The organism is Pseudomonas sp. 5.2, from assembly GCF_059025405.1.
Window position 1 is genome coordinate 16,492 of sequence record NZ_JBYBHH010000002.1, and the last position, 12,294, is coordinate 28,785.

Annotated in this window: 14 protein-coding genes; 6 read left to right on the top strand and 8 right to left on the bottom strand. The window is 63.5% G+C overall.

The features are described from left to right. The first annotated feature begins 26 nt into the window (after window positions 1-26). Both AC5PZ0_RS03705 and AC5PZ0_RS03710 read left to right on the top strand, forming a co-directional pair. Entirely contained in the window at window positions 27-254 is a 228-nt protein-coding gene (locus AC5PZ0_RS03705; RefSeq protein ID WP_493854390.1) for a type II toxin-antitoxin system HicA family toxin, read from the top strand. Beyond that, window positions 251-658 carry a type II toxin-antitoxin system HicB family antitoxin gene (locus AC5PZ0_RS03710; protein WP_493854391.1) on the top strand — a complete coding sequence of 136 codons (408 nt, stop codon included), beginning with the start codon at window positions 251-253 and terminating at the stop codon, window positions 656-658. The genes AC5PZ0_RS03705 and AC5PZ0_RS03710 overlap by 4 nt, the downstream gene beginning before the upstream one ends. A gap of 34 nt (window positions 659-692) precedes the next feature. Here AC5PZ0_RS03710 and AC5PZ0_RS03715 read toward each other — a convergent pair whose 3' ends face one another. The 7 genes from AC5PZ0_RS03715 to AC5PZ0_RS03745 all read right to left on the bottom strand — a co-directional run bounded on the left by AC5PZ0_RS03715 (window position 693) and on the right by AC5PZ0_RS03745 (window position 7,391). After that, on the bottom strand, window positions 693-1,625 hold the full coding sequence (locus AC5PZ0_RS03715) for a phosphatidate cytidylyltransferase (RefSeq protein WP_027595453.1): 933 nt from the start codon (window positions 1,623-1,625) through the stop codon (window positions 693-695). A gap of 1 nt (window position 1,626) precedes the next feature. Continuing rightward, on the bottom strand, window positions 1,627-2,250 hold the full coding sequence (locus AC5PZ0_RS03720; protein ID WP_027595452.1) for a lysophospholipid acyltransferase family protein: 624 nt from the start codon (window positions 2,248-2,250) through the stop codon (window positions 1,627-1,629). 10 nt (window positions 2,251-2,260) lie between these two features. Continuing rightward, on the bottom strand, window positions 2,261-2,692 hold the full coding sequence (locus AC5PZ0_RS03725) for a hypothetical protein (RefSeq protein WP_454242934.1): 432 nt from the start codon (window positions 2,690-2,692) through the stop codon (window positions 2,261-2,263). Beyond that, entirely contained in the window at window positions 2,689-4,011 is a 1,323-nt protein-coding gene (locus tag AC5PZ0_RS03730) for a phosphatase PAP2/dual specificity phosphatase family protein (RefSeq protein ID WP_493854392.1), read from the bottom strand. Before AC5PZ0_RS03730 ends, AC5PZ0_RS03725 begins: the two co-directional genes overlap by 4 nt. Further along, the gene (locus tag AC5PZ0_RS03735) at window positions 4,008-5,765 is read right to left on the bottom strand and encodes a bifunctional alpha/beta hydrolase/class I SAM-dependent methyltransferase (RefSeq protein ID WP_085273923.1); all 1,758 of its coding nucleotides are present in this window, start codon (window positions 5,763-5,765) and stop codon (window positions 4,008-4,010) included. The genes AC5PZ0_RS03730 and AC5PZ0_RS03735 overlap by 4 nt, the downstream gene beginning before the upstream one ends. 30 nt (window positions 5,766-5,795) lie before the next feature. After that, entirely contained in the window at window positions 5,796-6,401 is a 606-nt protein-coding gene (locus AC5PZ0_RS03740; RefSeq protein WP_027595449.1) for a CDP-alcohol phosphatidyltransferase family protein, read from the bottom strand. A 78-nt stretch (window positions 6,402-6,479) separates the two neighbouring features. Beyond that, on the bottom strand, window positions 6,480-7,391 hold the full coding sequence (locus tag AC5PZ0_RS03745; protein ID WP_493854393.1) for a LysR substrate-binding domain-containing protein: 912 nt from the start codon (window positions 7,389-7,391) through the stop codon (window positions 6,480-6,482). Window positions 7,392-7,468: 77 nt separating this feature from the next. On the opposite strand from AC5PZ0_RS03745, the gene AC5PZ0_RS03750 reads away from it, so the two are divergent. After that, the gene (locus AC5PZ0_RS03750; protein WP_099430446.1) at window positions 7,469-8,233 is read left to right on the top strand and encodes a sulfite exporter TauE/SafE family protein; all 765 of its coding nucleotides are present in this window, start codon (window positions 7,469-7,471) and stop codon (window positions 8,231-8,233) included. Here the strand turns inward: AC5PZ0_RS03750 and AC5PZ0_RS03755 are convergent. Beyond that, window positions 8,223-8,537, bottom strand: a complete 315-nt coding sequence (locus tag AC5PZ0_RS03755; protein WP_493854394.1) for a putative quinol monooxygenase — start codon at window positions 8,535-8,537, stop codon at window positions 8,223-8,225. The genes AC5PZ0_RS03750 and AC5PZ0_RS03755 overlap by 11 nt on opposite strands. 195 nt (window positions 8,538-8,732) lie before the next feature. On the opposite strand from AC5PZ0_RS03755, the gene mdaB reads away from it, so the two are divergent. The 3 genes from mdaB to ggt all read left to right on the top strand — a co-directional run bounded on the left by mdaB (window position 8,733) and on the right by ggt (window position 12,190). After that, window positions 8,733-9,323, top strand: coding sequence for an NADPH:quinone oxidoreductase MdaB (gene mdaB, locus AC5PZ0_RS03760; RefSeq protein WP_099430444.1), 591 nt, complete (start codon window positions 8,733-8,735; stop codon window positions 9,321-9,323). Between the two features lie 185 nt (window positions 9,324-9,508). Beyond that, a complete protein-coding gene (locus tag AC5PZ0_RS03765; protein ID WP_027595444.1) occupies window positions 9,509-10,405 on the top strand; it encodes a LysR family transcriptional regulator in 897 nt (298 codons plus the stop codon). A gap of 117 nt (window positions 10,406-10,522) precedes the next feature. After that, on the top strand, window positions 10,523-12,190 hold the full coding sequence (gene ggt, locus AC5PZ0_RS03770) for a gamma-glutamyltransferase (protein ID WP_099430443.1): 1,668 nt from the start codon (window positions 10,523-10,525) through the stop codon (window positions 12,188-12,190). Window positions 12,191-12,294: the final 104 nt, after the last annotated feature.

Below are 12,294 nucleotides of genomic sequence, written 5' to 3' on the forward strand. Positions count from 1 at the left end.
CACATCGACTGCCGAAGGAAGATTGAATGCGCAGTCGTGAAGTAGTTCAGCTTATCGAGGCAGATGGGTGGTACGAAGTAGAGGTGAAGGGCAGCCATCACCAGTTCAGGCACCCAACCAAAAGGGGGAGGGTGACGGTTCCCCACCCTAAGAGCGATCTGCCTAAGGGCACTGTACATAGCATCTTGAAGCAAGCTGGGCTGAAGCAGCCTAATGGCTCCAACAGCTCAAGTACCAGTGGAGACACGCAATGAAATTTCCGGTCGTATTGCACAAAGACGCTGATTCGGACTACGGGGTGACCGTTCCTGATGTTCCTGGCTGCTTTTCAGCAGGCGTCAGTGTCTCTCAGGCGTTGGAGAATGTTCAGGAGGCACTGGCGTTACATTTTGAAGGTCTGGTTGCCGATAACGAAGCGTTACCGCAGGCGCAAGAGATTGATGTTCATGTGGCTAACCCCGATTACCAAGGTGGGGTCTGGGCGGTCGTGGACTTCGATGTGACCCCCTACCTTGGCAAGGCAGTGCGATTCAATGCGACGCTGCCGGAAAATTTGTTGCAACGGATCGATGAGAAGGTAAAGCGCGACCATAGGTATGCATCGCGTTCCGGATTTTTAGCATCGGCAGCGTTGCGAGAGCTGGCAATCGCACACTGATCTAAGGTGGGGGAGACAGTTGCATGGCCATGTTTCAAGCCCACCAATACCGCACAAAGTGGAAAAACACCGGCGCCGCAAAGCACACCGAGTCCATCCGATCGAGCATGCCGCCGTGGCCTTCGATCATGTGCCCCCAGTCTTTCACCCCGCGGTCACGCTTGATCGCCGACATGACCAGCCCGCCGAAGAAGCCCATGGCGTTCACGGTCAGGGCCATCAGTGCCGCCTGCCAGAAGTTGAACGGGGTGATCCAGCACAGCAGGGCGCCGATCAGTGTGGCCAGTGCCACGCCACCGACGAGGCCTTCGAGGGTTTTCGAGGGCGACAGGTTGGGCGCCACCTTGCGTTTGCCGAACAGCTTGCCGCACACGTATTGCAGCACGTCGCTGATTTGCACCACGAGGATCAGCCAGGCGATCAGCAGCAGGTTGCGGCCCTCGAACCCGGGGATGTCGAGGGTCATCAGCGCGGGCACCGAAGACACGCAATACACCGCGATCATCAGCCCCCATTGCACCTTTGACGCGCGCTCGAGAAAGCGCGTGGTGTCGCCGCCGAAACTGGCAAGGATCGGCAGCAGCAAAAACAGATAAACCGGGATGAAAATACTGAACAAGCCATACCAGTCCATGGCGATCAGCACGTACTGCACCGGCAGCGCCACATAGAATGCCGCCACCAACGCCGGGTAGTCGCTGCGCCGGGTCGGGGTGAGGGTCATGAACTCGCGCAGCGCATAAAACGACACGCCGTAGAACAGCACGATCACGCCGTACTTGCCGAACAGGAAGGCGATGCCGATTACCAGCACCATCACCCACCAGGCGTTGATGCGGGCGTTGAGGTTGTCGATCACCGCATGCGGCGCGGGGCCGGCACGCCACTTGAGCAGGCGGCCGATCACGCTGGCGAGCAGCAGCAGGGCGCCGATGCCGGCGAACAGCGAAAGGGTATTGTCGTCCATGTCAGGCATCCTTCGGCGCCAGGTTCAGCAGGGCCTGGCTGGCCCGCTCGAGAAAGGCCTGCTTGTTTTCATCAGCCAGCAGGTGGAGAGGTTCGCCAAAGCTCAGCGTGCACAGCAGCGGCAATGGCAGGGCGCGGCCCTTGGGCATGACCCGGTTGAGGTTGGCGATCCACACCGGCACCAACTCGACGTCGGGGTTGGCCGCAGCCAAATGGTACAGGCCGCTTCTGAATGGCATGAGCGGCTCATCGCCCAGGTTGCGGGTGCCTTCCGGGAAGAAGATCAACGAATCGCCCTGGGCCACGGCCTCAAGAATCGGCTGCAGGGGGCTGCCTTGGCCTTCTGCGCGCTGGCGGTCGATCAAGACGCCGTTGAACACCTTGCGGATGAGAAAGTCGCGAATACCGGGCTTCGCCCAGTAGTCGGCCCCGGCCACCGGGCGGGTGCGCCTGCGCAAAGGTTCTGGCAGCGAGGCCCAGAGCAGCACGAAGTCGCCGTGGCTGCTGTGGTTGGCGAAGTACAGGCGTTGCACCGGCTGCGGTGTGCAGCCGAGCCATAACGCACGGGCGCCAGTGATCAGCCGGGCGGCCGAGGTGATGACGAAGGCGGTCAAGGTCGCAAGCATGGGGCGGTGGTCATCCGGTAAAGGGCAGTGTCAGCAGGGTAGCCAAGGCCAGCAACAGTTGCAGGCCCAGGCACATGGCTTGGCGGCGCAGCAGGGCCAGTGCGGCTTGGCTGCGAGCGGGCCAGTCGCGGCTATCCTTGGCATGCGGTTTCAGGTTGAGGTCGAACAAGGCACGGTCCAGCGCTTGCGTGTCTGCCGGCAGGTCTTGGCTGGCGCCAAGGTGGGCGAACAGTTCGGCGTCCAGGGCCACGCGGATGGCCCAGTACTTGTGCAGCACGCCGAGCGCCAGCAGCAGCGCGCACAGCAGGCTGCCCAGTGGCGGCAGCGAGGCGCCCAACAAGGGTGCCAGGCCAACGCCCAGGGCGAGCAGCGTGATGCCGTCCGACAGGCGCTCCAGCTGGCGGCCTCGGGCCAGCAGGCTGGCGGTCAGTTGTAGGTTCATCGCTGTGCGCCAAGCTGTTGCAGGGCCTGTCGATGGGCCGCGTGCAAGACCACGCCAGCGCGTGCGCTGCGTATCCGCTGTTCAGCGTGGTCGGCATCGGCGCAACGCCCCGTGAGTACCAGCCAGGCCGCCACGGCGCTGGCGCTGCGCGAATATCCCAGGGCGCAACAGACCAGCAGAGGGCCTTGCTGGCGCAACTGCTCGATAGCGTTTGCAGCTTCGTGCAACAGCTTGCTGTCGGGCACGATCAGGTCCAGGGTGGGAAGCGAGCGGTAGTTCTGAGCGGTGAGAGCGGCCCCAGTGCGGCACGGCAGCTCGGCGCAAAGGTCGACGATGGCAACGAACTGCGCGCCCTCACCACGGCCAGGAATCCGCCCCAGGAATACCCCGTCACACACCTCATCCGCCTGCGGATGGCGCCGTGTCCAGACCCTGGAATTGATCCACGCCCCGATCAGATAGGGCAGCAGCAGCCAGGTCGCGGCGCTGGACAAGCGCCCATCTGCGCCCTTCTGAAAACCACCCGCGCCGAACAAACCGTAGTTCAGTGCCACCCACAACAGCGCCACGGCTGGCCATGACAGCCACAACCCGGCACCGCCCACCGCGTACGCCAGCCCCGCACACAGCAAGGCCCCAACGCCATAACACAGCGCCAGCCGCTGGCATTTGCCATCGTGCGCAAGGCGGGCCTGCTGCCATGGCAGGCGACCTTGCCACGGCCATAGCCATAAGCAGACAAACCCTGCCAATGCCCCGGTGGGCACGTCGATGAAGTGATGCTGCCAGGTGGTCAGCACCGACACGCCGATCAACGCCATCCAGCCATGCATCACCCAGCGCCAGGGCTGGCGGTGCACGTGCCGGGCGAACATCGTCCAGATGATCACCAGCAACGCGATGTGCAGCGAAGGCGCCTGGTTGTAAGGCTTGTCGAAGCCCATCAGCACATCGAACAGCCAGCCGAACAGCCCAGCCATTTCTGGCCGTTCGAAGGTGAACCGCAGCGGCCAGAGCAGGAAGCAACTGACGCTGATCACCTGTGCCGTGAGCAGCGCCAGGGCATGCCGGTCCATCTCCTGGCGCGTGCGTGGCAGCAGGAAGGACAACCCGTACAGCAGGTCGATCGACCAGTAGGGGATGATCGTCCAGGGCCACAGCGGCATGCCGTGCTCCCAGCCGAACACCAGGCTGCCGACATCACTGCGGCTGGCGGTGTGGGTGTTCACCAGCCCATAGCTGAGGAAGAAGAACGGCCCCAGCAGCAACAGCCAGAACACGCCCCGCCGAATCAGCCCGGGCTCACGCGTTGGGTTCATTCACGCACCCGTTGCGCCAGGCTGACGCTGAAGATGCCCCATTCGTCGATACGCTGGGCCAGCTTGCGGAAGCCCGCCGCCTCGACCAGTTGGTCCATCTCTGCCTGGCTGCGCCGGCGCATCACCCACGCCTCGCCGCCGCGATGGCTGGTCAGGGCACGCGCGATCATCTCCAGTTGAGGGTGCCAAGGTTGGCCTGTGTAGACCAGGTAACCGCCTGCTTCGACGGCATCGGCAAGGCCGGCCAGGGAATTGCTCACCAACGCGTTGCTGGGGAACAGTTCGTAAAGGCCAGACACCACGGCCAGCGTAGGCCCTGGCTGCAGCGCCGCGAGGCTGGCGCGGTCGAAGGCATCGCCCTGGACGAAGCGAGCAACCTCGGCCAGGCCTTTTTCGGCGATCAATGCGCTGCCTTGTTGCACGTTCAGTTCGCTGTAGTCGCGCAGCAGGATGGAGTCCGGCCGTTGTTCGAGTTCCTCCAAGGCTTCGAGGATGTAACGGCCGTGGCCGGCGGCGATGTCGACGATATGCACCGGCCGCTGTTCGGCGCGCAGGCGGGCAATGGCCTCGCGCAGCAGTTCTTCGACGTGCAGTTTGCGTTGGCGAATGCCGCGCCAGCCGATGGCGTTGAGGTAGTTCTGGTCGACCATGCGGCCCAGCTTGCCTTTGCCCGTCGGTTGGTTGCGGTAGACGTAGTCGAGGGTGCTGCCAGAGTCGAAGCCGGTGTCAAACCCCAGCTTCACGCCCTCGGCCAGCCCTTTGCCCAGGCGCAGGCTGGCACGGGTGGCGCGCCAGTAGAGGTCGCGGGGCGAGTTGCGTGGCAAGGGCGCGGCCAGGCTTTCGGCTTCGGCGCAGCTGGCGCCGACCTTGTCGGCATCGAGCAGCGAAGGCGCGGTAACAGGGCTGTCGAAGCAATGTGCGACGAAGCGCTCGATGCGCTTCAGCGCATGGGCGCGGTCGCGTTCACCGAGGGTGTCATGGAAAAAGCCCGGGAGGATGTGCATTTCTTTACGTGCACTGCCCAGACGCTCGAAAAAGCGCTCCTGCGGTTTGCGCTCGACCACAAGGTCCGCGCCAGAGACCAGCAACTGCGTCGGTACCTGAATAGCCTGGGCGTCAGCCACCACACGGTCGGCGGCTTCGTACAGGCCCAGCAGCATGGTCACCGAAATCGGCCGGCTGATCAGCGGGTCGGCCACGTACGACATGACCCGCTCGGGGTCATGGGTAAGCAGGCGCGGCTTGACGTAACTGTTGACGAAGAAGTTGCCGCGCACGGCCTTGAGCAGCTTCAGGCCGGGCCGCGCGAAGGGCACATACAGCTTGACCTTGAACGCCGGCGAGGCCAGCACCAGGCAGCGTACCTTGGGCGCGTAGTCGTGGGCCCAGGTGGCGATCAGCACGGCGCCGACGCTTTGCGCCAGCACCACCATGTCGTGCTCGGCGATGCCGTGCACGGTCTGCAGATGCTCGATGAAGGTCTGCACGTCGCGCACGCTGGTGGCAAACCCTGGGCTGTCGCCGCGGGCGCCCGGCGACTGGCCGTGGCCGCGGGCATCCCAGGCGAAGAAATCGTAGCCCGGCATGTCCAGTTCGTCGGCCAGGTGGGCCATGCGCCCGCCGTGTTCGTGGCCACGGTGGAACATCACCACGGCGCGGCGCGGCTGGTGTTCATTGCGTGTCGCGGGCCAATGACGGTAGTGCAACTCGACACCATCATGGGTAGAGAAATGCAGCGATTGCGCTTGGCGCATGGCGAGAATCCTTGTCCGGCGGCGATGGGCTCAGCGGGCTTCGACCAGCCCTTGGCGAACCCGGTTGTAGAGGGTATAGAGCGAGAGCGCGAAGATGACCAGCAAGAGGCCGTTGAGCCAGGTGGCGTTGAGCAGGCCGAACGCAACGCCGGTGCCCAGTACGCCAAAAGCGAATGCCCGGTCGCTCTTGCCCATCGGCCCGTCGTAGCGGCGCGAGGCGCCTGCCAGCGGGCCCATGACGCCGGCGTATTCGCTAAACGTCGCACTCAGCACCACCAGCACCACCAAGCTGGGCCAGACGCCAGCCAGCAGGGCGAATGGCAAGTACAGCGCGGCGTCGGCGATCACGTCGCACAGTTCGTTGAGGTAGGCACCGAGCCTGGATTGCTGGCCGAATTCCCGCGCGAGCATGCCGTCCACGGCGTTGAGCGCCATGCGCAGCAACATCCACAGCGGAATCAGGATGAACAACCAGGTGATGTGGCTGAACCCGGCCAGCAGCAGGCCCAGCAGGACCGAGACCAAGGCGGCGGCGACGGTGACCTGGTTGGCGGTGACGCCACGGTCGTAGAGGCGCTTGACGCCGGGCCGGAGCAAGGCCTGGAAGCGGGGTTTGAGCTGGTAGATCGAGGGCACTTGGAACTCCTTTTCGTGGTGCAGCGTGATTGTGGGCAAAGAGCCCCAGTGGCCGCAAGCGGGTTGGTGAGAGATGGCTCACATCTGAACGGGGTGTAAGGGGGTTGTTCCGCCAACCAAGCGCTTGACCAAACCCGCCGCATACCCTGGCAACGCTGCAAAGTCCCGCGCGCACACCATCAATTGGCGGTTGGCCCAGTCCTCGCGAAGCGCCACCCAGTGCAGCGGCAACAGCCCTTGCCAGCGTTGCACCGAAGCCAACGGCACAACGCCGACCCCGGCGCCCCCCGCGACCATGCGCAGCACCCCATCGAAGCCATCGGCTCGTACCCGTACGCGCATCCGCAAGCCTTCACGCAGGGCCTGTTCCTCCAGGTACAAGGCCAATGCGCTGTCTGCTCCCAGCCCGACATGACCATGGGCCAGGCTGTCGATGAAGCTTGGCGCAGGGTGTAACGCCAGCGGATGCGCAAGGGGGGTCACCAACACCAGTGGGTCATCGCGAAAGGGCAGGGTCTGCAAATGCTCGCTGGGCGCCGCAGTCGAAATGATCCCCAGGTCGGCGATGCCTTGGGTAATCGACTGCACGATGCGCAAGCTTGGCAGCTCTTGGACATCGACACTGACCCCGGGGTTCTGTGCCAGATAACTGGCCAGCAATTCGGGCAGGTACTCGGTCAGCGCCGCAGTGTTGCACAACAGCCGCACCTGGCCCTGCAGCCCCTGGGCGTACTGGCCCAGGTCGAATTGCAGGCGCTCCACTTGCTGCGCGATCAGGCGGGCATGCTGCAACAGCGCCTGCCCGGCAGGCGTCGGTTGTACGCCGCGGCGATTGCGCGCTAGCAATTGCGTGCCCAGGGACGCTTCCATCGCGCGGATGCGCGCACTGGCAGCCGGCAGCGACAGATGGCTGCGCCGGGCGCCGGCAGTGATGTTGCCGCATTCCAGGGTGTGCCGGAAAAGCGCGAGGTCGATCAGGTCGAAATGCATGTGCCTCTGTCCTGGCAATAGTCAGGCTGAGTATATGGCAGATTTTCAGCCAGCCTGGCGCACGCCATCATGGCCCTATGAATACCTTGATCGCGTTCTATCAACACATTGGCCCGGCACTGACACTGCTGGTGGTCATCACCTTTCTGCTGGCCGGCACCGTCAAAGGCGTCATCGGCCTCGGCTTGCCGACCATCGCCATGGGCCTGCTGGGCCTGGCTATGCCGCCTGCGCAGGCTGCCGCTTTACTCATCGTGCCGTCGACACTCACCAACCTCTGGCAGCTGGCTGCCGGTGGTCATCTGCGGGTGCTGCTGCGTCGCCTGGGGCCGATGCTGGTGATGATCTTTGTCGGCACCCTGGTTGGCAGCGCATGGCTGGGCATCAACAGTGGCGCGTGGGCCGCGCATGCGCTGGGCGCCGCGTTGCTGGTGTATGCGGTGTATGGGCTGATGGGCCCAGGGTTGCGCGTGGCGCAAGCGCGGGAAGGGTGGCTGGGGCCGCTGTGCGGGTTGGTGACGGGCGTAGTCACGGCCGCTACCGGGGTATTCGTGATGCCGGCAGTGCCGTACCTGCAAAGCCTTGGCCTGAACCGCGACGAGATGATCCAGGCCTTGGGCCTGTCGTTCACGGTCTCGACCCTGGCGCTGGCCTTGGGCCTGGCTGGGCAAGATGCCTTGGGCGGCCAGGCGCTAGGTGCTTCATTGCTGATGCTGGCGCCAGCACTGGTGGGCATGCTGGCGGGGCAGTGGTTGCGTCAGCGCATCAGTGCCGCGCTGTTCAAACGCTGCTTCTTCATTGGCTTGGCCGTGCTCGGCGGCCATCTGCTGATCAACGGTTAGCAGACGAGGTGCTGAGCATGTCGATCAACTGGATATCGAACTCGCGCTCCAGGTAGTCCATGCGCTTTTCGAAGAACGCGACCATGTGCGGCAGGGCCGAGTGCACATCCAGTGCAGCTTTGTCCGCCCACACTTCGTAGAACACGAACAGGCTGGGGTCGGCCTTGTCGCGCAGCATGTGGTACTCGATGCACCCCGGTTCCAGGCGGCTGGGTTCGACATAGGCGCGGAACAGGGTTTCGAAGGCTTCGGCCATTTCCGGGCGGGTCTTGGCTTTGAGGATAAAAGCGTACTGCTCGCTCATGGATCGCTACTCGCTGGTGAATGATGAACCGATTCTAAGGCAATAATTAGCTGGCCATTCGTGATTTGAAGGCAATTGTATTTTGACTCATGGCCGCTGTTTCCCCTGCCGTTGAGTCTCTAATCTGCCGGTCATCCAATTTGACTCGATCCAGGCAGCACGCCCTCGGATCGACATCGCCAAATCGAGGCCAGCATGAAAAACATCCTTCTGCTCAACGGTGGTAAACAGTTCGCTCACTCCGATGGCCGCCTTAACGCGACCCTGCACGAAGCGGCCCTCGCGCACCTGGACCGTGCCGGTTTCGACGTGCGGCAGACCTTCATCGATGGCGGTTACGATGTGCGGGAAGAGGTCGAGAAGTTTCTCTGGGCCGACGTGGTGATCTACCAGATGCCCGGTTGGTGGATGGGCGCACCGTGGACGGTGAAGAAGTACATCGATGACGTCTTCACCGAAGGCCATGGCAGCCTGTACGCCAACGACGGCCGTACCCGTTCGGATGCCTCGCAGAAGTACGGCAGCGGTGGCCTGATCCAGGGCAAGCAGTACATGTTGTCGCTGACCTGGAACGCCCCGCAGCAGGCGTTTGACGACCCCAGCGATTTCTTCGAGGGCAAGGGTGTGGACGCCGTGTATTTCCCGTTCCACAAGGCTAACCAGTTCCTTGGCATGACCGGCTTGCCGACCTTCCTGGCGGTGGATGTGATGAAGCGCCCGGATGTGCCAGCGGCGTTGGCAGCGTATGAAGTGCACCTGGACAAGGTGTTTGGCAAGGCAGTGTAAGTTGCCTGTGAAAGGGGCTGCTGCGCAGCCCAATCGCCGGCAAGCCGGCTCCCACAGTGCGTTCGACGACAACCCAAACCCTGTGGGAGCTGGCTTGCCAGCGATTGGGCCGCGCAGCGGCCCCCCTTGCACAGACCCCACCGACCCGCTATGAATCACGGCACACTCCAGCCAAGGCCAAGCGCGTGAAAACCCGATCCGAAGAACTCCAGGTATTCGTCGCTGTGATCGACTGCGGTTCGATCTCTGCTGCTGCCGAGCAGGTGGGCCAGACCCCGTCAGCCGTCAGCCGCACCTTGTCGCGCCTGGAGGCCAAGCTTGGCACCACCCTGGTCAACCGTACCACCCGGCGCATGGACCTGACCGAAGAAGGCCGCTTCTTTCTTGAGCGCTCGCGGCTGATCCTGGAACAGATGGACGCGATGGAAGAGCGCCTGTCGATGAACCACCAGACCGCCACCGGGCGCCTGCGCATCAACGCCGCCGCGCCGTTCATGCTGCACGCCATCCTGCCCTGGATCGGCGAGTTCCGCCGCCAGTACCCCGGCATCGAGCTGGAACTCAACACCGACGACCTGATCATCGACCTGCTCGAACAGAGCACCGATGTGGCGATCCGTATTGGCGAGCTGGCCGACTCCAGCCTGCACGCCCGCAACCTGGGGTGCAGCCCGGTGCAGGTGCTGGCCAGCCCCGCCTACCTGGAACGCCACGGCACCCCGCAGCGCGTCGAAGACCTGGCCAACCACTGCTTGCTCGGCTTCAGCCAGCCCGAGTCGCTCAACCACTGGCCCTTGCGCCATGCCCAGGGCGACCGCTGGGCGATCCGCCCCGCGCTGATCGCCTCCAGCGGCGAAACCCTGCGCCAGCTGGCGCTGGCCGGGGAGGGCATCGTCAGCCTGTCGCATTTCATGACCCACGAAGACATCCGCAGCGGCCGCCTGCAGGTGCTGCTGGGCGACGCCAACAACGGCTATCGCCAGCCGATCCATGCGGTGTACTACCGCAACACTCAGTTGGCGCTGCGCATCCAGTGCTTCCTCGATTTTATCCAGCGCAAGCTGGCGATGTACGCCTGCTGAGTTGCCTGAACGCGACACATCCTGCCCAAAGGCGGCGAAACTTCCTACGTTGGATTGCACAGTCGACACGCTTCGGCCTTACTGAGTGATCAACAAAAACAACACCAAGGAAGTGTCATGCGTATTGTCCTGTTCCCGACCATGGCCCTCGGAGCCGCGATCCTGACCTGTTCCTCGGCCTATGCAGCCGCCCTGGAAGGTGGCGCGGTGGCTGCGCCCGATCAATATGGTGCACAGGTTGCCGCCGATATCCTGAAAAAAGGCGGCAACGCCGTGGACGCCGCCGTGGCCACGGCATTCACCCTGGCGGTGACCTACCCAGAAGCCGGCAACATCGGCGGCGGTGGCTTCATGACCCTGTTCGTCGACGGCAAGCCCTACTTCCTCGACTACCGCGAAGTGGCGCCCAAGGCTGCCAGCCGCAACATGTACCTGGACGACAAAGGCGAGGTGATCGAGAACCTCAGCCTGGTCGGTGTGCGGGCAGCAGGTGTACCCGGCACGGTGATGGGCCTGTGGGAGGCGCACCAGAAGTTCGGCAAGTTGCCGTGGAGCGAGCTGCTGACGCCGGCCATCGGCTATGCCAAAAACGGTTTCAAGATTGCCGAAAAACAGTACCAGTACCGCAACGATGCCCAAGGCCTGTTCAAGACGGCGACCAACTTCAACGACTACTTCGGCAACATGAAGGTCGGCGAACTGTTCAAACAGCCAGAAATGGCCCAGACCCTCGAGCGCATTGCCGACAAGGGCGTAAGCGAGTTCTACCAGGGCAAGACCGCCGACCTGCTGGTGGCGCAGATGCAGGCTGACAAAGGCCTGATCACCAAGCAAGACCTCAAGGACTACAAGGCGGTCTGGCGTGAGCCGATGGCCTTGAGCTGGCGCGGTAACGTGGTCTACACCGCGCCGCCGCCAAGCTCCGGCGGCGTCGCCCTGGCCCAGTTGCTGGGCATCAAGGAAGACCGCGCGGCAGACTTCAAGGGCGTGGCGCACAACTCGGCGCAGTACATTCACCTGCTTGCCGAGATCGAGAAGCGCGTGTTTGCCGACCGTGCCGACTACCTGGGCGACCCGGCCTTCACCAAGGTGCCGGTCGATCAGTTGATTGCCAAGGATTACCTGGCCAAGCGCGCCACGCAGGTCAACCCCAAGGCCATTTCGGTCACCGATGACGTCAAGCCGGGGCTGGAGCCGCACCAGACCACGCACTTCTCCATCGTCGACAAACAGGGCAACGCGGTCAGCAACACCTACACCCTCAACCTCGACTACGGCAGTGGCGTGGTGGTCAAGGGCGCCGGCTTCCTGCTCAACGACGAGATGGACGACTTCAGCGCCAAGCCGGGGGCGGCCAATGCCTTTGGTGTGGTCGGCGGGGATGCCAACGCCATCGAGCCGGGCAAGCGCATGCTGTCATCCATGAGCCCGAGCCTAATGACCCGCGATGGCAAGGTCGAGCTGGTGATCGGCACGCCAGGTGGCTCGCGCATCTTCACCTCGATCTTCCAGGTGATGAACAACCTGTACGACTACGACATGCCGCTGGAAAAGGCGGTAGCGGCGCAGCGTGTGCACCATCAGTTGCTGCCTAAAGACACTATCTACTTCGACAGCTATGCACCGCTGACCGGCGCGGTGGCGGATGACTTGAAGAAAATGGGGTATGTGCTGGAGGACCAGGGCTGGGAGATGGGCGATATCCAGGCGATCCGGGTGAACGGGGACAAGCTGGAAACGGCGTCCGATCCGCGTGGGCGTGGGGTGGGGATGATCGTCAAGTAACGATCGCACCTGTGTAGGAGCAGCCTTGTGCTGCGAAGAGGCCAGTGGCAGCCCAGTAAATCTGCGGTGCTGCCACTGGCCTCTTCGCAGCACAAGGCTGCTCC